General features: G+C 72.0%; 22 protein-coding genes. 10 read left to right on the plus strand and 12 right to left on the minus strand.

Annotation, left to right across the window (positions count from 1 at the left end):
- Positions 1-563, plus strand: a 563-nt coding sequence (locus ALA01S_RS23185; protein WP_218011515.1) for a response regulator transcription factor, incomplete at its 5' end; no start/stop codon positions are given.
- Positions 564-575: 12 nt separating this feature from the next.
- Here the strand turns inward: ALA01S_RS23185 and ALA01S_RS23190 are convergent.
- The 4 genes from ALA01S_RS23190 to ALA01S_RS23205 all read right to left on the minus strand — a co-directional run bounded on the left by ALA01S_RS23190 (position 576) and on the right by ALA01S_RS23205 (position 4196).
- Positions 576-1490, minus strand: coding sequence for a pirin family protein (locus ALA01S_RS23190; protein ID WP_066341537.1), 915 nt, complete (start codon positions 1488-1490; stop codon positions 576-578).
- Positions 1491-1540: 50 nt separating this feature from the next.
- On the minus strand, positions 1541-2386 hold the full coding sequence (locus tag ALA01S_RS23195) for an endonuclease/exonuclease/phosphatase family protein (RefSeq protein ID WP_066341539.1): 846 nt from the start codon (positions 2384-2386) through the stop codon (positions 1541-1543).
- A gap of 174 nt (positions 2387-2560) precedes the next feature.
- A complete protein-coding gene (locus tag ALA01S_RS23200; protein WP_169805986.1) occupies positions 2561-3121 on the minus strand; it encodes a phosphatase PAP2 family protein in 561 nt (186 codons plus the stop codon).
- A 61-nt stretch (positions 3122-3182) separates the two neighbouring features.
- Positions 3183-4196: an AraC family transcriptional regulator gene (locus ALA01S_RS23205; protein ID WP_218011516.1), complete on the minus strand. Its 1014-nt coding sequence runs from the start codon at positions 4194-4196 to the stop codon at positions 3183-3185.
- Between the two features lie 173 nt (positions 4197-4369).
- Here ALA01S_RS23205 and ALA01S_RS23210 point away from each other — a divergent pair, with 173 nt between their 5' ends.
- The 5 genes from ALA01S_RS23210 (at position 4370) to ALA01S_RS23230 (ending at position 11204) form a co-directional block, all read left to right on the plus strand.
- Positions 4370-5545, plus strand: coding sequence for an isovaleryl-CoA dehydrogenase (locus ALA01S_RS23210; protein WP_066341541.1), 1176 nt, complete (start codon positions 4370-4372; stop codon positions 5543-5545).
- Positions 5545-7152, plus strand: coding sequence for a carboxyl transferase domain-containing protein (locus ALA01S_RS23215; RefSeq protein WP_066341542.1), 1608 nt, complete (start codon positions 5545-5547; stop codon positions 7150-7152). Before ALA01S_RS23210 ends, ALA01S_RS23215 begins: the two co-directional genes overlap by 1 nt.
- Positions 7153-7160: 8 nt before the next feature.
- A complete protein-coding gene (locus ALA01S_RS23220) occupies positions 7161-7949 on the plus strand; it encodes an enoyl-CoA hydratase/isomerase family protein (RefSeq protein WP_066341568.1) in 789 nt (262 codons plus the stop codon).
- Positions 7950-8292: 343 nt separating this feature from the next.
- Complete coding sequence (locus tag ALA01S_RS23225) at positions 8293-10287, plus strand: acetyl/propionyl/methylcrotonyl-CoA carboxylase subunit alpha (RefSeq protein ID WP_066341543.1); 1995 nt, start codon at positions 8293-8295, stop codon at positions 10285-10287.
- Positions 10284-11204, plus strand: coding sequence for a hydroxymethylglutaryl-CoA lyase (locus ALA01S_RS23230; RefSeq protein ID WP_066341544.1), 921 nt, complete (start codon positions 10284-10286; stop codon positions 11202-11204). The genes ALA01S_RS23225 and ALA01S_RS23230 overlap by 4 nt, the downstream gene beginning before the upstream one ends.
- Before the next feature lie 100 nt (positions 11205-11304).
- On the opposite strand, the gene ALA01S_RS23235 is transcribed toward ALA01S_RS23230, so the two are convergent.
- The 8 genes from ALA01S_RS23235 to bufB all read right to left on the minus strand — a co-directional run bounded on the left by ALA01S_RS23235 (position 11305) and on the right by bufB (position 18147).
- Complete coding sequence (locus ALA01S_RS23235; RefSeq protein WP_066341546.1) at positions 11305-11784, minus strand: aminoacyl-tRNA deacylase; 480 nt, start codon at positions 11782-11784, stop codon at positions 11305-11307.
- A 149-nt stretch (positions 11785-11933) separates the two neighbouring features.
- Positions 11934-12197 carry a hypothetical protein gene (locus ALA01S_RS23240; RefSeq protein ID WP_066341547.1) on the minus strand — a complete coding sequence of 88 codons (264 nt, stop codon included), beginning with the start codon at positions 12195-12197 and terminating at the stop codon, positions 11934-11936.
- Positions 12198-12384: 187 nt separating this feature from the next.
- Positions 12385-12903 carry an ankyrin repeat domain-containing protein gene (locus tag ALA01S_RS23245; RefSeq protein ID WP_066341548.1) on the minus strand — a complete coding sequence of 173 codons (519 nt, stop codon included), beginning with the start codon at positions 12901-12903 and terminating at the stop codon, positions 12385-12387.
- 509 nt (positions 12904-13412) lie between these two features.
- Positions 13413-14576: a PAS domain-containing protein gene (locus ALA01S_RS23250; RefSeq protein ID WP_066341549.1), complete on the minus strand. Its 1164-nt coding sequence runs from the start codon at positions 14574-14576 to the stop codon at positions 13413-13415.
- Positions 14573-15781 (minus strand): HAMP domain-containing sensor histidine kinase, encoded by a 1209-nt coding sequence (locus tag ALA01S_RS23255; protein WP_084267850.1) that lies wholly within the window; start codon positions 15779-15781, stop codon positions 14573-14575. Before ALA01S_RS23255 ends, ALA01S_RS23250 begins: the two co-directional genes overlap by 4 nt.
- A complete protein-coding gene (locus tag ALA01S_RS23260) occupies positions 15778-16497 on the minus strand; it encodes a winged helix-turn-helix domain-containing protein (RefSeq protein ID WP_066341550.1) in 720 nt (239 codons plus the stop codon). Before ALA01S_RS23260 ends, ALA01S_RS23255 begins: the two co-directional genes overlap by 4 nt.
- The gene (locus tag ALA01S_RS23265) at positions 16494-17294 is read right to left on the minus strand and encodes an HvfC/BufC N-terminal domain-containing protein (RefSeq protein ID WP_169805987.1); all 801 of its coding nucleotides are present in this window, start codon (positions 17292-17294) and stop codon (positions 16494-16496) included. The genes ALA01S_RS23260 and ALA01S_RS23265 overlap by 4 nt, the downstream gene beginning before the upstream one ends.
- On the minus strand, positions 17278-18147 hold the full coding sequence (gene bufB, locus ALA01S_RS23270) for an MNIO family bufferin maturase (RefSeq protein ID WP_066341554.1): 870 nt from the start codon (positions 18145-18147) through the stop codon (positions 17278-17280). The genes ALA01S_RS23265 and bufB overlap by 17 nt, the downstream gene beginning before the upstream one ends.
- A 236-nt stretch (positions 18148-18383) precedes the next feature.
- On the opposite strand from bufB, the gene ALA01S_RS23275 reads away from it, so the two are divergent.
- The 4 genes from ALA01S_RS23275 to ALA01S_RS23290 all read left to right on the plus strand — a co-directional run bounded on the left by ALA01S_RS23275 (position 18384) and on the right by ALA01S_RS23290 (position 20836).
- A complete protein-coding gene (locus tag ALA01S_RS23275; RefSeq protein WP_066341556.1) occupies positions 18384-18896 on the plus strand; it encodes a cupin domain-containing protein in 513 nt (170 codons plus the stop codon).
- 70 nt (positions 18897-18966) lie between these two features.
- Entirely contained in the window at positions 18967-19485 is a 519-nt protein-coding gene (locus tag ALA01S_RS23280; RefSeq protein ID WP_066341558.1) for a hypothetical protein, read from the plus strand.
- Positions 19486-19668: 183 nt separating this feature from the next.
- Complete coding sequence (locus tag ALA01S_RS23285; protein WP_084267852.1) at positions 19669-19989, plus strand: BufA1 family periplasmic bufferin-type metallophore; 321 nt, start codon at positions 19669-19671, stop codon at positions 19987-19989.
- A 340-nt stretch (positions 19990-20329) separates the two neighbouring features.
- Positions 20330-20836 (plus strand): DoxX family protein, encoded by a 507-nt coding sequence (locus ALA01S_RS23290; RefSeq protein ID WP_238455915.1) that lies wholly within the window; start codon positions 20330-20332, stop codon positions 20834-20836.
- The last annotated feature ends 1 nt before the right edge of the window (position 20837 follow it).

A 20837-nucleotide genomic window follows, 5' to 3' on the forward strand; every position in this document is an offset into this window, starting at 1 on the left:
GTCCGCAACCCCAAATTCACAAGCCCTCCACGATCGCCCGCGGGCAGGTGCGGACACTGGAGGCTGAAACTTCCGCGTCGCGGGAGTCCAGCAGCAGTTTCATCGCCATCCGCATGCATTCAGCCCGCCTGCTCATTGCCACCGGCCACGCCGACGTCCTGGACTCCCTGCAAGGAGCCCTGGGCCCCAGCTACCTCACCGCCTCCGTCGCCCATGCCGAGGAGTTGCCGGCCGCGCTGCAGGTGCTGCGGCCGGACCTGGTGCTGCTGGACTGGCGGCTGCCCGGCGGCGACGCGGCGGCGCTGTGTGCCGCCATGGAGAGCGAGGGACAGAGCATCCCCGTCATCGCCGTGCTGGCCGAGGCCCACCCCGAGGACGAGGCCGCCGTCTATGCAGCCGGCGCGGTGGACTACGTCGCCGTCCCCGCGCTGTCGCCGGCCCTGCTGGCCCGCGTGCACATGCACCTCCTGCTGCGCCGTCCCTCCACCCCGGAAAACGTCTGGCTCGACACCATGGTCCTCCTGGGCGGCAGCTCGGCGCTGCAGGCGGCCATGCCGTACTGAATCACCGCCGCCTCAGGGATAGGACACCGGCGGCAGCGGCCGGTTGTCTGGCAGCGGAATGAACTCCGTTTCCTGAGGCACCGCCGCAAAGCGCCCGCCGGCCCAATCGGCCTGTGCCTGCTCGATGCGCTCGCGCGAGCTGGAGACGAAGTTCCACCACACGTAGCGCGGCCCGTCCATGGGCGGGCCACCGAGCAGCACCAGCCGCGCCGGGCCGCCCACCGCACGCAGTACCACCGGCTCCCCGGGCTTGAACACCAGCATCTGCTGCGGGCCATGGCCGTGGGCGGCGTCCTCGGCGTTGACGCTGACCTGGCCCTGCATCACGTAGGCCGCGCGCTCCTCGTACAGCGGCGGCAGCGGCAACTGCGCCCCGGGGTCGAGCTGCGCCTCCACGTAGAACATCTCCGAGAGCGTGCGCACGGGCGACGTGGCGCCCTCGAAGCCGCCCACGATCACGCGCAGCCGGCAGCCCCCGGCTTCCAGCAGCGGCAGCTCGCCCGCGCCGTGGTGGACGAAGGAGGGCTCCGTCTCCTCGTGCGCCTTGGGCAGCGCCACCCATAACTGCAGCCCGGCCAGCGTGGCGCTGCCGTCGCGCTGGCCTTGGGGCGAGCGCTCGGAATGGACGATGCCGCGCCCGGCCGTCATCCAGTTGAGCTCGCCCGGCCGGATGGGCTGCACCACCCCCAGGCTGTCGCGGTGCAGGATCTCGCCCTGCGTCAGGTAGGTGACCGTGGCCAGGCCGATGTGCGGGTGCGGGCGCACGTCCAGCCCGTGCCCGGCCTCGAAGCGCACCGGGCCCATCTCGTCGAAGAACACGAAGGGCCCCACCATGCGCCGCTGCGCCGAAGGCAGGGCGCGGCGCACGGTGAAGCCCTCGCCCAAGTCCGAGCTGCGGGGGATGACGATGGTTTCCAGTGCGTCCATGGCGGTTTTCTCCCTTGGAGGTGTGGGCTGGGTGCGGGGTGGGCCGGGCGTCAGCCCAGCTCCACCAGCAGCGGCTGGTGGTCGGAGGCGGTGGTGCGTGCGTCCACGCGCAGTGTGCGCAGGCGCGGCGCGAGGTCGGCGCCGGCAAACACGTAATCGCAGCAGTAGGGGGCCTCAGGTGACGCCCCCTCGTGCGGCGCGAAGGTCGCGGGGTGCGGCTGGCCCGCGTGCAGCAGCGTCCAGGCGTCCACCCAGGCCGGCGTGCCGTCGGGAAAGGGCGACACCATGCGCGCGTGCTCCGGCGAGTCCGGCTTGAAATTCATGTCGCCCACCAGCAGCGCCGGGCCGCCGCGGGGCTGCGAAAGAAAAGGGCCCTCGCCCGCGGGCCGGGGCTGGCGGGCGTGGCGCACCGCCTCGCGCTGCAACTGGCGCAGCCGCTTGATCTGCGCCACGCGGTGCTCCTGCGCGTAGTACTCCAGGTGCGTGGTCATCACCCGCAGCGCGCCCAAGGGCGTGCGCAGCGTGGCCTCCACGGCCACGCGCGGCATGCTGGGCACGGTGGCATCCGCGGGCCAGGGCAGGTGGTGGCGCAGCACCTGCAGCACGGGCAGGCGCGACAGCAGCAGGTTGCCGAAGCGCCGGCGCGTGCCGGCGGTGGGGCCGGGCACGTCCACGGCCACGCCTTCCACGGCGGTGAAGCCCGGCAGCGCCAGGGCCAGCTCGCGGAACTGGTTGCCCGGCGCGCCGCCGGGAAGCGCCGGCCAGCCGTCGGCCACCTCCTGCAGGCACAGCACGTCGAAGTCGGCCAGCGCACGCGCGTCGTCCACGATGCGGCGCAGGTCCACGCGGCCATCCGTGCCGCGGCCCCACTGGATGTTCCAGGTGACGAGTTTCAAGAGCCGGCTCCTTGCAGCTTGGCGGGCGGGAGCAGGCCAGATGCCCAGGAGCCGGGAGCCTGTTGCTCCGGGACAAGCCCTCGGGGGACCGAGCCGCGCCGCGCCGCGACTGTGTAGCCGGCGTGCGGCGCGTGTGCAAGCAATCGTTGCCGCGGGCCGTGCCGGCGCAGCGGCTTACCAGCTCGCCGCGACTTCCACGCCCACCGAGCGCGGCCCAACCAGCGGCAGCACGCTCACGCGCCTGTCCTGCCTGGGGTCCACCAGCCACCACGACGCCGCGGCGGAGAGCACGGCGCTGCCGGCCACGTCGCGCCAGCGGTGCTGGTCGGCGTGCACGCGCGTCCAGCCGACGTAGGTGGCCGCCGCGTACATGGGCAAGGCGGCTTCGAAGCCGTAGCGCCGGTGCACGAAGGTCGCGGCCGAGAAGGCGCGGCTGGCGTGGCCGGAGGGGAAGGACTCGTCGTCGGAGTGGTCGGGGCGCTCCACGTGGGTGGTGCGCTTGAGCACCTCGGTGCCGGCCAGGGTCACGGCGAAGGCCTTGCCGAACTGCAGCGTGCCCTCGCGGTCGCCGTCGTACAGCGAGTAGCCCGCCGCGCCCAGGGGCAGGGCCCAGCTCAGCACGTCGCCGGCGCGGCGGTTGCCGTCGGCCCAGGAGGCGGTGGCGGCGCACAGGCCCAGCAGGGCCACGGCGCCGCAGCGGGTCATGGAGCGGGTCATGGGATTGGTGTTGCTCATGCCGCGCATTGTCCCGGGCGCCGGTGATGCGTCGCTTGCAGGCTGCTTAAGGCGGGCAGGCTCAGCCCATGGCCTGTGCGGCCCGCCCGCGCAGCGCCGTCGGCGATTCGCCCGTCCAGCCCTTGAAGGCGCGGGTGAAGCTTTTTTCGTTGTCGAAGCCCGCGGCCTGGGCGATCTGCTTGATGGGCCGGCCGCTGCGCAGCAGCAGCTCCACGGCGATGTCGCGGCGCACGGCGTCCTTCAGGGCCTGCAAGGAGGTCGCCTCCTCCTGCAACTGGCGGTGCAGGCTGCGGGTGGACAGGAACAGCGCCGCCGCCACCTCGTCGGCATTCGCCCCGGGCTGCTGGCGCAGCCGCTCGCGCACGCGCTGCGCCAAGAGGCGGTCGCGCCGGTACTGGCGCACGGTCAGGGGCAGGGCGCGTTTCAACATGGCGTTGAGCGCGGCCTCGTCGCGGCGCAGGGGCAGGCTCAGGTAGCGGGTGTCCAAGCTCAGCGCCGCCTGCGCCGCGCCGAAGCGCACGGGGCCGGGGAACATGTGGGCGTAGGCGTCGGCATGCGCCGGGGCAGGGAAGGGAAAGGCGGCCTCCAGCAGCGGGATGCGCGAGTCCACCGCCCAGCAGGCGTAGCCGTGCACGTAGCGCAGCAGCGTCACCAGGCAGAACTCGCGCAAGGTCCCCAGATCCCGCTGCTCGGTGAGCGCCAGCACGGTGGCCTCGCCCTGGGGCTCCAGGGTCAGCAGCACGTCCTCGGTGAGCAGCCGGTGGTGGCGGCACCAGCGCTTCAAGGCCAGCCCAAGCGTTGCCGCGCCCGTGCTGGCGCGGCAGAGCATGCCGTAGCTGCCCCAGGGCAGGCGGCGCTCGAACCAGCCCAGCGCCTCGTCGTCCAGCGCCTGCATGGCGGCGGCGGAGACGGTTTCCATCTGCAGCGCGGTGATGCGGGCCCGCGGGTCGGCCAGCGCCTGTGGCGTGATTTGTGCCGCCGCGAGGGCGGGGGCCGGGTCCATGCCGCGGCGCTCGAAAGCCAGCGCGATGCAGCGGACGAAGGCCATGGGGGTGACGGCGGCGGGCGTGCTCATGGGGATGGGTATTTTCAGGCGGCAGTTTGGCAGCTTTTGCACCCTCGCTGGCCGGCAGCGTGCCGCGCCGGCGCCTACGCTTGCCGGCATCCGCACCCCCACCCGCCTTTCCCAGGCGCGCGCGCCCCGCACGCGATTCCCGACTCCCGATTTCCAGCACCCAGGAGACAGCCATGACCCAGCTTCCCGGCCTCAACTTCGGCCTTGGCGAAACCATAGACATGCTGCGCGACACCGTCGCCAACTTCGCCGCCAAGGAAATCGCCCCGCGCGCGGCGGCCGTGGACCGCGACAACCTCTTTCCCGCCGACCTGTGGAAGAAGCTCGGTGACCTGGGCCTGCACGGCCTGACGGTGGGCGAGGAGTACGGCGGCACGGGCCTCGGGTACCTGGCGCACATGGTGGCCATGGAGGAGGTGTCGCGCGCCTCGGCCTCGGTGGGCCTGAGCTACGGCGCGCACTCCAACCTGTGCGTCAACCAGATCCACCGCAACGGCAACGCGGCGCAGAAGGACCGCTACCTGCCCAAGCTCGTGAGCGGCGAGCACGTCGGCGCGCTGGCCATGAGCGAGCCCGGCGCCGGCTCCGACGTGGTGAGCATGCGGCTGCGCGCGCAGAAGCAGGGCGACCGCTTCGTCCTCAACGGCTCCAAGATGTGGATCACCAACGGCGGCGACGCGGACACCATGATCGTCTACGCCAAGACCGACCCCGAGGCGGGCCCCAAGGGCATGACCGCCTTCATCGTCGAAAAGGGCTTCAAGGGGCTGTCCTTCGGCTCCAAGCTCGACAAGCTGGGCATGCGCGGCTCCAACACCTACCCCGTCTTCTTCGAGGACTGCGAGGTGCCTGAGGAGAACGTGCTGGGCGCCGTGGGCGGCGGCGTGAAGGTGCTGATGAGCGGGCTGGACTACGAGCGCGCCGTGCTCAGCGGCGGCCCGCTGGGCATCATGGCCGCGTGCATGGACGCGGTGGTGCCCTACGTGCACGAGCGCAAGCAGTTCGGCCAGGCCATCGGCGAGTTCCAGCTCATGCAGGGCAAGCTGGCCGACATGTACACCACGCACCAGGCCTGCCGCGCCTACGTGTACGCCGTGGGCAAGGCCTGCGACAGCGCCGACCACGCGCGCACCCTGCGCAAGGACGCCGCGGGCGCCATCCTGTACTCGGCCGAGAAGGCGACCTGGATGGCCGGCGAGGCGATCCAGACCCTGGGCGGCGTGGGCTACACCAAGGAGTTCCCGGTGGAGCGGCTGTGGCGCGACGCCAAGCTCTACGAGATCGGCGCGGGCACCAGCGAGATCCGCCGCATGCTCATCGGCCGCGAGCTGTTTGCGGAGACGCTGTGATGCAGGCGCTGGACAGCCGCATCGACACGCGCTCCGAGGAGTTCAAGGCCAACGCCGCGGCCATGCGCGCCGTGGTGCAGGACCTGCGCGAGCAGGCCGCCCGCGCCGCGTTGGGCGGTGGCGAGGCGGCGCGGGCCAAGCACACCGCCCGCGGCAAGCTGCTGCCGCGCGAGCGCGTGGACCAGTTGCTGGACCCGGGCAGCCCCTTCCTGGAGATCGGCCAGCTCGCCGCGCACGGCATGTACGGCGGCGAGGCGCCTTGCGCCGGCGTGGTGGCCGGCATCGGCCGCGTGCAGGGCGTGGAGTGCATGGTCGTGGCCAACGACGCCACGGTGAAGGGCGGCACCTACTACCCCATGACGGTGAAGAAGCACCTGCGCGCCCAGGAGATCGCGCAGGCCAACCGGCTGCCGTGCATCTACCTCGTGGACTCCGGCGGCGCCTTCCTGCCCAAGCAGGACGAGGTCTTCCCCGACCGCGACCACTTCGGCCGCATCTTCTTCAACCAGGCCAACATGTCGGCCCAGGGCATCACGCAGATCGCGGTGGTGATGGGCTCGTGCACGGCCGGCGGCGCCTACGTGCCGGCCATGAGCGACGAGACGGTGATCGTGCGCAACCAGGGCACGATCTTCCTGGGCGGCCCGCCGCTGGTGAAGGCCGCCACCGGCGAGGTGGTCAGCGCCGAGGACCTGGGCGGCGGCGACGTGCACACGCGCATCTCCGGCGTGGCGGACCACCTGGCCGAGAACGACGGCCACGCGCTCTACCTGGCGCGGCGCATCGTGGCGCGGCTGAACCACCGCAAGCCCAGCACCGTGGCGCTGCAGGCCGCCGAGCCGCCGCGCTTCGACCCCGAGGAGCTGTACGGGATCATCCCGCGCGACACCAGGAAGCCCTACGACGTGCGCGAGGTCATCGCCCGCGTGGTGGACGGCTCGCGCTTCGACGAGTTCAAGGCCCGCTACGGCGCCACGCTGGTGACGGGCTTCGCCACGCTGCACGGCATGCCGGTGGGGATCATTGCCAACAACGGCATCCTGTTCGGCGAGTCGGCGCAAAAGGGGGCGCACTTCATCGAGCTGTGCTGCCAGCGCGGCATTCCGCTGCTGTTCCTGCAGAACATCACGGGCTTCATGGTGGGCCGCAAGTACGAGAACGGCGGCATCGCCAAGGACGGCGCCAAGATGGTCACGGCCGTGGCCACGGCGCAGGTGCCCAAGATCACGGCCCTCATCGGCGGCTCCTTCGGCGCCGGCAACTACGGCATGTGCGGCCGGGCCTACTCGCCGCGCTTCCTGTGGATGTGGCCCAACGCGCGCATCAGCGTGATGGGCGGCGAGCAGGCCGCCTCGGTGCTGGCCACCGTGCGCCGCGACGGGCTGGAATCCAAGGGCCAGGCCTGGAGCGCGGAGGACGAGGAAGCCTTCAAGGCCCCCATCCGCCAGCAGTACGAGGACCAGGGCCACCCCTACTACGCCACGGCGCGGCTGTGGGACGACGGCGTCATCGACCCCGCGCAGACGCGCCGCGTGCTGGCGCTGTCGCTCTCGGCCGCGCTCAACGCGCCCATTGAGCCGACCAAGTTCGGCGTCTTCCGCATGTGAGGCCCGTGATGAGCAGTCAACCTCTCAAGATCGAACGCGAGGGCGGCGTGGCCCGCGTGGTGATGAGCCGCGCCGAGGTGCACAACGCCTTCGACGAGTCGCTGATCGCGGCGCTCACGCACGGCTTCCAGGAACTGGACGCGGACGAGGGCGTGCGCGCCATCGTCCTGGCCGGCGAGGGCAAGAGCTTTTCCGCGGGCGCGGACCTGAACTGGATGCAGCGCCAGAGCGCGGCGCCGCTGGAGGCCAACCTGGAGGACGCGCGCAAGCTCGCCGCGCTGTTCCACGCCATCGCCCACAGCAGCAAGCCCACGATCGCCCGCGTGCACGGCGCGGCGCTGGGCGGCGGCATGGGGCTGGCGTCGGCCTGCGACATCTGCGTGGCGTCCACGGCCGCGGTGTTCGCGACCTCCGAGGTGAAGTTCGGGATCATCCCCTCGGCCATCAGCCCCTACGTGATCCGCGCGATCGGCCAGCGGCAGGCCACGCGCTACTTCCAGACGGCCGAGCGCATCAGCGCGCAGCGCGCCTGGGAGCTGGGCCTGGTGCACGAGCTGTGCGAGGCCGATGCGCTGGACGCGGCGGTGGCCCGCGTGGTGGACGCGCTGCTGGCCGGCGGCCCCAAGGCGCAGGCGGCGGCCAAGGCGCTCATACGCGCCGTGGCCGACCGGCCCATCACCGGCGAGGTGGTGGAAGACACCGCGCGGCGCATCGCCACGCTGCGCGCCACGCCGGAGGCGCGGGAGGGTTTAGCCGCCTTCCTGGAGAAGCGGCCTGCGGCTTGGGTGAAGGGGTGAGAAGGGCCATTGGCTGAGAAAGGCTGACCGTGAGCCGACGCGATTCGCTTACCACTTCGTCATCCCCGCGCAGGCGGGGATCCAGGCGGCCCAACGCCGGAGCGCGAGAGGCGCTGCAGGCGCCACGAGGCTCGGGACGTTGTGGGCGTGGCGCCTGTGCTCGCGGCCCGCTTGGGGGCCGCCTGGATTCCCGCCTTCGCGGGAATGACGAAACAGAGGGCGGGGCGGGCTGGCTCGCGGACAACGCCGCCAAAACCACGCCCAGCCATCCAGCTTCCAGAACCACAGCGCGCACGTGCCCGCACCCAGCGCCCGCACGGCGCCAGCTCGGAGTTCAAACGACATGTTCAAGAAAATCCTGATCGCCAACCGGGGCGAGATCGCCTGCCGCGTCATCAAGACGGCGCGCCGAATGGGCATCGCCACGGTGGCCGTGTATTCCGAGGCCGACGCCAACGCCCGCCACGTGCGCCTGGCCGACGAGGCGGTGCTCATCGGCCCCGCGGCGGCGCGCGAGTCCTACCTCAAGGGCGACCGCATCCTGGAGGCCGCCCGCGCCACCGGGGCCGAGGCCATCCACCCCGGCTACGGCTTTCTCTCCGAGAACGAGGATTTCGCCGAGGCCTGCGAAGCCGCCGGCATCGCCTTCATCGGCCCGCCCGCGTCGGCCATCCGCGCCATGGGCAGCAAGTCGGCCGCCAAGGCGCTGATGGAAAAGGCCGGCGTGCCGCTCACGCCCGGCTACCACGGCGACCACCAGGAGCCCGGCTTCCTGGCCGCGCAGGCCGAGACCATCGGCTACCCCGTGCTCATCAAGGCCAGCGCCGGCGGCGGCGGCAAGGGCATGCGCCGCGTGGACCGCGCGGCGGACTTCGAAGCCGCGCTCGCTTCCTGCAAGCGCGAGGCGACCAACGCCTTCGGCGACGACCACGTGCTGGTGGAGAAGTACGTGCTGCAGCCGCGGCACATCGAGATCCAGGTGTTCGCCGACCAGCAGGGCCGCTGCGTCTACCTCTTCGAGCGCGACTGCTCGGTGCAGCGCCGCCACCAGAAGGTGCTGGAGGAGGCCCCCGCGCCGGGCATGACGCCGGAGCGCCGCGCCGCCATGGGCCGCGCCGCCGTGGAGGCGGCCAAGGCCGTGGGCTACGTGGGCGCGGGCACGGTGGAGTTCATCGCCCAAGGGGACGGCTCCTTCTGGTTCATGGAGATGAACACGCGGCTGCAGGTCGAGCACCCGGTGACGGAAATGATCACGGGGCTGGACCTGGTGGAGTGGCAGTTGCGCGTGGCCAGCGGCGAGCCGCTGCCGCTCACGCAGGAGCAGCTCTCCATCGACGGCCACGCCCTGGAGGCGCGCATCTACGCCGAGGACCCGGACAAGGGTTTCCTGCCCTCCACCGGCAAGCTGCTGCACCTGGCCCCACCGACCGAGAGCGGCCACGTGCGCGTGGACAGCGGCGTGGAGCAGGGCGACGAGATCACCCCGCACTACGACCCCATGATCGCCAAGCTGATCGTGTGGGGCGCGGACCGCGCGCAGGCCCTCTCGCGCATGCGCCAGGCGCTGGCGCAGTTCCGCGTGGTGGGCGTGCAGAACAACGTGGAGTTCCTGGCGCGGCTGGTGGCGCTGCCGGCCTTCGCGCAGGGCCGCTTCGACACGGGCCTGATCGAGCGCGAGCAGGAGCAATTGTTCCCCGCCCACCGCGAGGTGCCGGAGAGCGTGTGGCTCATCGCCGCGCTGGCCGAGCTGCAGCGCGAGCAGCAGGGCGCGCAGCGCGGGGCCGGGGCCGATTCGCCCTGGTCCGCGCTGGACGGCTGGCGGCTCAACGGCCGCGCCCAGCGCCGGCTGCAACTGCGCCTGGGCGAGCAGGTGCAGGCCGTGACGGTTGAAGTGCTGCCGCGCCAGGCCTGGCGCATCGGCCTGGAGGGCGCTCCCGCGGTGGAGGCCCGCGCCACGCCCGGCGCCGATGGCGCGCTGCTGGTGCAGTTGGGCGAGCGCCGCCTGCACGCGGCGGTGGTGGCGGCGGGCGAGCGCCGCCACGTCTTCTTCGAGGGCCGCAGTTGGCCGCTGAGCCTGGTGGACAGCCTGCACGTGGGCGGCGGCGGCGACGAGGCCGAAGGCGGCCTGCGCGCGCCCATGCCGGGCAAGGTGATCGCCTGGCTGGCGCAGCCCGGCGCCACGGTGGACAAGGGCGCGCCGCTGCTGGTGCTGGAGGCCATGAAGATGGAGCACACCATCACCGCGCCGCGCGCGGGCGTCGTGAAAGCCTTCCGCTACGCGCCGGGCGAGCAGGTGGCCGACGGGGCCGAGCTGGTGGAATTCGGGGAGCAGGCATGAGCGACAACAGCAGCAAGCAAGCCGTCCGCATCGTCGAGGTGGGCCCGCGCGACGGCCTGCAGAACGAGAAGCAGCCCGTGCCCACGGAGGTGAAGCTGGAGCTGATCGCGCGCCTGGCCGACGCGGGCCTGCGCGACATCGAGGCCACGGCCTTCGTCTCGCCCAAGTGGGTGCCGCAGATGGCCGACCATGCCGACCTCATGCGCCGCCTGCCGCGCCGCGCCGGGGTGAGCTACCCCGTGCTGGTGCCCAATTTGAAAGGCCTGGAAGCGGCGATCGAGAGCGGCGCAACCGAGGTGGCCGTGTTCGCCGCGGCGTCTGAAACCTTCTCGCAGAAGAACATCAACTGCTCGGTGGCCGAGTCGCTGGTGCGCTTCGAGCCGGTGATGGCGGCGGCGCGCGCGGCCCATGTGAAGGTGCGCGGCTACGTGTCCTGCGTGGTGGCCTGTCCGTATGAAGGCCCGGTGGCGCCGCAGCGGGTGGCGGACGTGGCCGCGCGGCTGCACGCCATGGGCTGCTACGAGGTGTCCTTGGGCGACACCATAGGCGTGGGCACGCCGGCCACGGTGCGGGCGATGCTGCAGGCGGTGGCTTCTCGCGTGCCCGTGTCGCAACTGGCCGGCCACTACCACGACACCTGGGGCATGGCGGTGGCCAACGTGGCGGCGTCCTACGACTTGGGCGTGCGCGTCTTCGACGCGTCCGTCTCCGGCCTGGGCGGCTGCCCCTACGCCAAGGGCGCGTCGGGCAACGTGGCGACGGAGGACGTCGTGTACCTGCTGCACGGCCTGGGCGCGGACACCGGCGTGGACCTGGGCCGGCTGGTGGACACGTCGGCCTGGATCAGCGGGGTGCTTGGGCGCGAGGTCGGGTCCAAGGTGGCGCGGGCGCTGCGGGCGGCCTGCGCCTGCGCCTGAGCCTGGGACTGGGACTGGGACTGGGACTGGGACTGGGACTGGGACTGGGACTGGGCATTCCCAGGCCACGGCGCGGGGCGACCCCGCGCCTGGCCGCGGCTCAATGCATCTGCACGCGGCTGATGCGCCCCCACTTGGCGCCGCGCATGAGGGCGTGGAACTGCGCCTGGGTGAGCCGCAGCAGTTGCTCGTGGTCGCCGGCTTCGAGGTAGACGAGCTCGCGCTGCTCCAGCTCGTCATCCACCACGGTTTCCATGCCCCAGGCCATGCCCACGGCCGGCACGGCGCCGGGCTCGCAGCCGTCGAGCAGCTGGCCCAGGCGAGGCTCCTCGACCAGGCGCAACTCCTGGCGGCCCAGCAGTTGCGCCACCTCGTGCGGCATCACGCTGCGGTCGGCGGGCAGCACCGCGATCACGCAGATCTGCTCGTCTTCCAGCAGCACCGCCTTGGCCAATTGGTTGAGGGGCACGTGCGCCACGCGCGCCGTCTCGGCGCTGCTGCGGCTGTGCTCGTGGCGGCACACCTCGTAGCGCGCGCCGTGATGCTCCAGGTATTGCGATAGACGCGAAGGAATCGACATGTCGGCCTCCTTGCTGGGTACATCGCGCCCGCATGGACTCAGCGGGCGCGCGGCCAGTGTGCGCCCGCCGCCGCGCACCGGCGGCTTGGCCCCGATGGCCTGTGTCCATCGGCCCCACGGGGTTTCAGGCGCCGGGGCCGGCGCCGCGCTCACGCCGCCTTCAAGCGCTCCCGCGCCTTGTCCAGCCAGGCCTGCACGCTGGCCGCCAGATCGTCGGTGCTGAAGGAGCAGCTCTCGCCGCCGAACATCGCGCTGGATTCCAGCCGGTCCAGCAGGTTGGCGAGCACCTCGCCGAACTTGGGCGGCAGCTCGGCCGGCAGGCTGACGGCGCGCAGGCGGCGGCAAAAGGCAGCCTGGTCCAGTTCGCCGGCACGCAGTTGGTCCAGGGCGGCTTGCAGGGTGTCGAGCGGCATGGGGCGGTACTTCCTCAGAGGCCACCGCCTAAGGCAGGGCGGCAGCAGGTGGCGCGGACCGTTGGTGGAGGGCTCGGCTGCCCACCCGAGGCGGCAGCGGATCCCGGCGTTCGTCATGGCGCGGCATTGTGCGGCGCCCGCGACGCGCCCCCGTGCCGGAGGCGGCGGTGGGTGCGTGGTGTGCGTCTCAGGCCCCGGTGCCGGCCAGCCGCTGCGCCGTGTCCTGCGCGCCCATCTTCAGCGCCGCGTCCCGCGCCGTCATGCCAGCCGCGTCGCGCGACAGCGGGTTGGCGCCGTGCGAGAGCAGCAGCTCCACCATCTCCAGCCGGTTGAACATGGCCGCGATCATCAGCGCCGTGCGCCCGTCCGGCCCCGCGCCGTCCACCTGCGCGCCGTGGGCCAGCAGCAGCTCCACGATAGGCTGGTAGCCCTTGAAGGCGGCGCCGCCCAAGGGCGTCTGGCCGCGGTCGTTGGCCAGCTCGGGGTCGGCGCCATGCTCCAGCAGCGCGCGCGCCGTCTCCAGGTGGCCGTGGTAGCAGGCCAGCATGAGCAGGCTGTCGCCCTTGTGGTCGCGCAGGTTGGGCGGCAGCCGCTTGTCCAGCAGCCGGGCGATGCGCTGGGCGTCGCCGCCGCGCACGGTGTCCAGCACGCCATGCAGGAAGTCCAGGGTTTGCGCGTCCATGGTGGGGCGTTGGGCGGTGTGCATGGCGGGGTCCTCGCGGGCAGTCGTTGGCGGCGGCTCGTTTGGGCATGCGGCGTTCCCATGGCGTTGCGCTGACGGGGGCCGCGGCGTAGGCCCCGGAGCCTGGAACTGCGGCTGGAGCTGAGGTTGGGGTTGGAGGAGGAGGGGAGAAAGCGGGAGGCGGGACGGCGGGACGGCGGGAAACGGTCCGGGGAAAGTTGGAAAGGCTTGGCAGCCCGTCAGCAAAGGCGCGTCGCCCCCCATTCGTCATTCCCGCGCAGGCGGGAACCCAGGCGGTCCCCAAGCCGGAGCGAAGGGACATCGCAGGAAAGCCGCGGTTTTGGGCCTTGTGACACCGGCCCCTGAGCTGGCGGCCAACTTGGGGGCCGCCTGGGTTCCCGCCTTCGCGGGAATGACGAAGCAGAGGGCCGAAGCGCCTTGGCTGTCGGGATGCGACCTCCGGCCAAAAAAGGCACCCAGCCAACGGCAGTACCCGGCCAAAATCTCCAAACAGCGCGGCGCCTTCAAGCCGCTTACACGCCCGCCGTCCCCTGCGCCCTTTCCGCCCCCATCGCCCTCAGCCGCTGCAAGGCCTGCTGCAGCTCCAGCTCCAGCGCCGCGCGCGCCGTGAAGATGCGGTAGACCGACTCCAGCAGCAGCTCCTCGCCGCGCGGCACGCGGTCCAGGAAGGCCAGGTGCCCCAGCACCCGCCCGTCCTGCGCCAGGATGGGAAGGCCCAGGTAGGCCTCGTAGCCCGCTTCCACCGGATACAGGCGTTGCACGTCGCTGCGCAGGAAGCACATCTGCCCCTCGCCCACGACCTGCTCGCAGGGCGTGCCGGGCAGGCCGTATTCGATGTTGTCCTCGAAGCGCTGCCCGGCCCAGAAGGCCAGCGTGCGCACGCGCGTGGGCGGCTGGTCGGCGCACTCGGTGATGAAGGCGCAGTCCACCTCCAGCGCCCGCGCGAAGTGGCGCACCAGCGCCTTGAAGAAGGCTTCGCCAAAGGCGTCCGCGGTGCCGCGGGCCACGGCGTCCAGGATGGTTTCCACGCGTTTTAAACGCGTCACGTCCGTGTCCAGCCCCACCATGCGGTAGGGCGTGCCGCTGGCATGGCGCAGCGCCACGCCGCGGGTGAGCACCCAGCGCAGGGTGCCGTCCTTGTGTTTCAGGCGCAGCTCGCCCTCGAAGCGGCTGGCGGCGTCGGCCAGGTGCGCCTGCAAGGCCTGCTCCAGCGCGGGCAGGTCCTGCGCCTCCACGCAGGCGCGCCACTGGTTGCGCGAGTCGCCCAGCTCGTCCTCGGCATAGCCCAGCATGCTTTTCCAGCGCGGCGAGAGCCGCATGCGGTCGGCGGCGATGTCCCATTCCCACAGCCCGTCCTGGCTGCCGCGCAGCGCCAGCTCGTAGCGCTGCTCGCCGGCGCGCACGGCGGCCTGGGCCTCGGCTCGGCGCGCCTCGGCGGTTTCCAGGGCGCGCTGCAGCCCGTCCACGCGCTGCGCCTGCTCGTCCAGTCGCTGCCGCCACTGCCGCTCGCGTTCGCGGGCCTGCCAGGCCAGCACGGCCGCCAGCACCAGCGCGCCCAACAGCGCGGGGACGAAGGCCGCCATGCCCGGCGCCAGCGCCAGGCCGCCCAGCACGGCGGCCAGGGCCAGCAGCAGCACCAGCACCCACAGGTGCCGTCCGGAGGTGAGGGTGTTCATGGCGCGGCGAGTGTGTCGCCGGCCCCGGCCGCGGAGGCGCCGCCTTGTGACGCCTTGTGTCCAATTTCGTGCGGTGCAGCATCGCCGGCCGGCCGCGGCGGCGCGGCCAGCGGCAGGTCGAAGCTGAAGGTGGTGCCCCGGCCCGGCGTGCTGCGCACGGCCAGGTGCCCGCCGTGCAGTTGCACCATCAGCCGCGAGATGGCCAGGCCCAGCCCGGCGTGGTGGCGCGAGCCGGTGCGGTCGGCGCGGTAGAAGCGGTCGAACACCTTGTCCAGCTCGTCGGCCGGGATGCCCACGCCCGTGTCGCTCACGTCCACCACGGCGCGGCCCGCGTCCACGCCCAGCGTCAGCGTCACACGGCCGCCTTCCGGGGTGTGGCGCAAAGCGTTTTCCACGAGGTTTTCCAGCACGCGCTCCACCATGCCGATGTCGGCGTCCACCATCGGCATGGCCGCGCCGCAGGCGGCGTGCAGCGTCAGGCTGCGCTGCGCGGCGTCCAGCGCGAACTTCTGCGCCACGTCCTGCACCAGCTCGGCCAACGGGAAGCGCTCGCGCTGCGGGTGCACGTCCTCGGCCTCCAGCTTGGTGAGCTGGAACAAGTCGTTGACGAGGCGGCCCAGCCGCTCGCTGTGGCGCGCGGCCACTTCCAGGTAGTTGCGCTCCTCGGCTTCCGACAGCTCGCCGCGGCGCAGCAGCAGGATTTCCAGGTAGCCCTGCATGGAGGCCAGCGGCGTGCGCAGGTCGTGCGAGACGTTGGCCAATAAATCGCGCCGCCGCGTGGCCACGCGCTCCAGCTCGGTGAGCTGGTCGGCGATGCGGCCGGTCATGCCTTCCACGTGCGCGGCCAGGCGCTCGATCTCGTCGCCCCGCGCGTCGGCCTCGGCCAGGCGCAGCGGCTGCCTGAAGTCGCCGTGCTGGTAGGCGTCCACCGCGTCGGCCAGGCGCTTTAAACGCCGGGTGAAGAGCTGAAAGACGCACAGCGCCGCCAGCAGCGAGAAGACCACGCTGCCGATCATCACGTCGGTGGACAGCTCCAGCAGCCGCGCCGGCTCGAACATGGCCTGCGTGGCCACCACCAGCAGCCCGCCCACGGCGATGAAGGCCGCGGCCAGCAGCAGCGACAGTTTCAAGGACAGGCTGTTGCCGACCGCCGCGCGGGCGGGCGCGGCCTTGGCGCCGCTGCTGCGCTCCACCGGCTCGCTCATGCCGGCGTCGCGAAGCGGTAGCCCACGCCCCAGACGGTTTGTATGTGCGCCGGCTGGGCCGGGTCGCGCTCGATCTTGTTGCGCAGCCGGTTGATGTGCGAGTTCACGGTGTGCTCGTAGCCGCTGTGGGTGTAGCCCCAGACCTGGTCGAGCAACTGCGCGCGGGTGAAGACGCGCCCCGGCGCGCGGGCGAAGTGCACCAGCAGCTCGAACTCCTTGGCGGTGAGGTCCACGCTGCGGCCGCCCACCTGCACCTCGTGGCGGTCCAGGTCGATGCGCAGCTCGCCGGCCTCGATCAGCGTGGCCGCCGGTGTGGCGGCCGCGGCGGCCTCGAAATGCTCCTGCCGCCTCAGGATGGCCTTCACGCGCGCCGCCAGCTCCAGCATGGAAAACGGCTTGACCAGGTAATCGTCCGCGCCCAGCTCCAGGCCGAGCACGCGGTCCAGCTCGGAGGACTTGGCCGTGAGCATGAGGATGGGCAGGTAGCCCTCGCCGCGGCTGCGCAGGCGCTTGCAGATCTGCAAGCCGTCCAGGCGCGGCAGCATGAGGTCCAGGATCAGCAGGTCCCAGCGCCCGCCCCCGCCCTCGGCCTCGGCCAGGCCCGTGATGCCGTCGGCCACCAGCCGGTGCTCGAAACCCAGCTCGGCCAGTTGCAGCGTCACCAGGCGGCCGATGTCGGGGTCGTCCTCTATGACCAGCACGCGGCGGGTATTCATGGCGTAGATCCTTTGGGCAGGGCCTGGAAGTGTCCCAGTTCCAGGTGCCGCATCAGCACCGCGGCCAGATCGAAACCCGCTTCGGCCGCCAGCGCCTGCGCGCAGGCCTCGGCCAGGGTCGCACCGCCTTGCAGCGCCTGCAGCCAGCAGAGCTCGCCCTCGGACAGCAGGTGGAATTCCACCTCCAGCGCGCGCTGCGCCACCAGCACGCGCGTGCCGCGCCGCCAGTCCACGTCCTCCAGCGCCAGCGCGGCGTCCGGCTGGTGGGCCTGCCAGAGCTGCAGCACGGGGTGCTCGGACGCCACGAGCCGCGCCGAGGGTTGCAGCCGCAACCGCAGCGCGGCCTGCGCACCGGCGTCCAGCGCGGCCAGGGCCTGCAGCGTGAGCGCCGGCAAGGGCGCCTCGTGGTAGACGGCGTGCACGGCCCATTCCAGCGCGGCCATGTCCGGCAGGTAGGGCAGCGAGGCCGCGGGCTCGAAGTCCCGCAGGAAGCGCGGCAGCTCGGCACCAAAGGCGTGCAGGTTGCCATGGCGCGAAGGAAAGCGCTGGATGAAGCGCTGCGCCATGGCGCGGAAGAACGCCTCGCCCACGAGCTGCTGTACCACCGGCGCCACGGCGGCCAGCGCGGCGGTGAGGCTTTCGCTCAGGTTGTTGCGGTAGAGCTGAAGCCGCCTGGCGGCGTCCAGGGCGCCCGGCGTTGGGCGCAGCAGCGCGGCGGCGTCGGCCTGGGCTTGCAGATCGGTGGGGTGCAGCAGTGCGGCCATCACGCGGCGTTGCAGCTCATGCAAAGCAGGCATGGCGGTGCTCCGTCGTCTCGTCCATGAAAGCGTGCGCCTTGTGCGCCTCGGCCACCAGGGCGGGCAGCGGCGGCAGCCCGGCATCCCATTCGATCAGCGTTGGGCGCGCGCCGAAGCGCTGCAGCACCTGCGCGTACAGCGCCCACACCGCGTCGCTCACGAAATGGCTGTGCGTGTCCAGCAGGATGTCCGTGCCGTCGTCGAAGCGGCGGTGCGTGTGGCCGGCCAGGTGGTATTGCGCAACGGCCTCGGCCGGCAGGGCGGCGAGGTAGTCCAGAGCGTCAAAGCCGTGGTTGCGCGCGCTCACGTAGAGGTTGTTCACGTCCAGCAGCAGCGCGCAGCCGCTGCGGCGGGCGACCTCGGCGATGAACGCCCATTCCGGCATCTCGTCGTCGCTGAAGCGCAGGTAGCTGGAGAGGTTCTCCAGCAGCAGTTGCCGGCCGAGGGCCTCCTGCACCTGCTGCACGCGCGCCACCACGTGGGCCAGCGCCTCGCGGGTGTGGGGCAGCGGCAATAAATCGTTGGCGAAGATGCCGTCCACGCCGCTCCAGCTCAGGTGCTCGGAGACCAGCGCGGGCTGCAGCTCGTCGGTCAGCTCGCGCAGCCGGCGCAGGTGCTTCACCTGCAGCGGATCGGCGGAGCCCAGCGACAGGCCCACGCCGTGCAGGCTCAGCGCGTAGTGCTCGCGGGCGCGGCGCAGCCAGTGCGCGGGCGGGCCGCCGCGGCCGAAGTAGTTCTCGCTGTGCACTTCGATGAAGCCCAGGGACGGCCGCAGCGCCAGCAGCGCGGCGTGGTGCTCGCCGCGCAGGCCGATGCCGGCGCAGCGCGGCGGCAGCGAAGACGAGGCATTCATGCGCGCTCCTTGTGTCGGGATGTATGCAGTCCAGTCTAGGAGGCAGCGCGCGGCGCCAAGGCGCCGTGATGGAAAAGTGAACTTTGCCGCCCCCGCCGCGCCCCGCCCGTGCTCCGTGACCGAAACGTGACCAACACGAGACCGCCCGGTGACGCCCGCCGCCCAAAGTTGTCTGCGGGCGGGCCGTCCCAGGCCTGTCCAGGCAACCCCCGCATGGTTCACCTGGAGCACGCAGCATGAGCATCCGCACGACTTCCAACGCCTGGCGCCGCGTGGCGCAAGCTTCCGTCCTGGCCACCGTGGCCGCCGTCACCGCATTGGGCGCCAGCACCGCCCTGGCCGGCGAATGCCCCATGGACAAGCGCGTGGCCGACGGCCGCGGCCAGCCGCCCGGCCCCTCCATGCCCCAGGGCGTGACGGACAGCGTGCGTGCCATGACCGACCTGGCCAACGAACCGCTGGCGCTGCAGGGCCGGCAGTTCCGGCTGCGCCAGTTGGACATACAGCCCGGCGGCATCGTCCCCTGGCACAGCCACGACAACCGCCCGGCCATGATCTACACCGTCTCCGGCGAGGTCACCGAGTACGCCAGCAGTTGCGCCGTGCCCATCGTCCACCGCGCCGGCGACGTGGCGCCGGAGAAGAACGGCACTTCGCACTGGTGGAAGAACACCGGCAGCACGCCGGCCGTGCTGATCTCGGTCGATCTCTTCCCCATGGACAAGCCGCACATGGAACACGACATGTGACGAGCGCCGGCGCGGCGCGGCTGCAAAGCCCCGCGCCGCCCCCGCAGCGTCCCTAGCCCCGGAGGCCGCCATGAACATCCGCCACCCCGAATGCCACCTGCGCCGCGCCCTGGCGTCGGCCCTGGCCACCGATCTCGAAGGCGTGGACGACACGCCGGACGTGGAGGGCGCGGCGCCGCGCCGCCCGCGCGAGGACGAGTGCGGCGTCGTCCTCTTCGGCCAGTTCTGGCCCGCGGCGCTCTTGGGCGTGCAGGCCCAGGTGCGGCTGGTGGAGGCGGACACGGTGGTGGTGAGCGGGCCGGCGGGCGACGCCTGCGTCTATGCCGCGGGGCGGCTGCTGTACCGCGTGGCGCATCCCAACCGGCGCTTCTTCCTGGACCTCTCGGCCCAATGCATGGCACAGCCCGCCGCGCGCGCCGCCTACGAGGGCCGCGACAGCGCCGACCTGGAGGCCGTGGACTACGAGCTCGAAGGGGCGCTGGCGCGCCTGTGCGGCGCGGCCCGCCACCTGGACAGCGGCGAGGCCCTGAGCGCCGCGCGCGTGCTGCGCGAGTACGTGCTGCGCTTCGAGGCGCTGGCCGCGGCCTGACACGCCTGGAAGTCGCGCCGTGAATCGCGCCGTGATGAAAACGTGACTTCTCCGCCATGGCCGCGTGAGACCCGGCGGCCAGACTGGCTTCACGGTGTCGATGAGGTTGCAGCCACAACCCGCCAAGGGCACCGCGATCCCCCCTTTAAACCTGTTTTTCCTCAACGACCCCAGGAGATTGACATGAGCAAGCAAGCCAACACCCTCGTCGCCGCTTCCATCGCCACGCTGGTGGCCCTGGGCGGCTCGCTGGCCAGCGGCCCCGTGCTGGCGGCCAAGGGCGACATGGAGAAGTGCGCCGGCATCGTCAAGGCCGGCAAGAACGACTGCGGCACCAGCAAGAGCGCCTGCGCCGGCACCGCCGCCATGGACCGCGACACCGAGGCCTGGATCCTCGTCCCCAAGGGCACCTGCGAGCGCATCGCCGGCGGCATGGTCACCGACAAGCCGGAAAACGTGCACGGCGGAGCGGCGGCGCTCAAGGATGGGAAGAAGGCGGGGTGAAGGCGGGGCAGGCGCGGGCCGCAGCAGTGCGGGCGCGCAGCCGGTTTCCTGACTGGAGATGGCAACTGTCCGGGAAAAGCTGATGGCCGCCATCCGAAGACTGGCCCGCAGGCCCCCCCGAGCCGTCGTTCCCGCGAAGGCGGGAATCCAGGCGGGCCCCAAGTCGGCCGCCAGCTCATGGGCCGGCGTCACGAGACCCAAAAACCGCAGCCTTCCGGCGTTGCCCCTTCGCTCTGGCGTGGGGCCGCCTGGATTCCCGCCTGCGCGGGAATGACGAAGTGGGGGGCGAGGTGTCGTGGCTCTCGGAATGCCAACCTCCCACACGCAAGGAGCGATCAACATGCATTACGTCAACAACTCCATGGATCTCCCCGCCACATCACCCCCCGGCGCCGCGGGCAGGGTGCTGCACTTGGTCCGCCGCGCGGTGCGCGGCCTGGACGGCCTGTCGCCGCTGGTGGACCTGGCGCTGCGCCTCTTCGTCGCGGCGGTGTTCTTCAACTCCGGGCTGACCAAGATCGCGAGCTGGGACAGCACCCTGTCGCTGTTCGAGAACGAGTACGCCGTGCCGCTGCTGCCGCCTGAAGTGGCCGCGCTGCTGGGCACGGGCGTGGAGCTGTTCTTCCCCGTGCTGCTGGTGCTGGGCCTGGGCACGCGGGCCGCGGCGCTGGTGCTCTTCGTCTTCAACATCGTGGCCGTCGTCTCGTACCCGGACCTGGGCGCGGCGGGCCTCAAGGACCACCAGACCTGGGGCCTGCTGCTGCTGGTCACGCTCACGCACGGCCCGGGCGCGCTGTCGCTGGACCGGCTCATCCACCGCCGCCTGGGCCACGGCCCGCGCGGCTGAG

Origin of the sequence: Azohydromonas lata NBRC 102462, from assembly GCF_001571085.1 — a bacterium.
Taxonomy (GTDB): Bacteria; Pseudomonadota; Gammaproteobacteria; order Burkholderiales; family Burkholderiaceae_C; genus Azohydromonas; species Azohydromonas lata.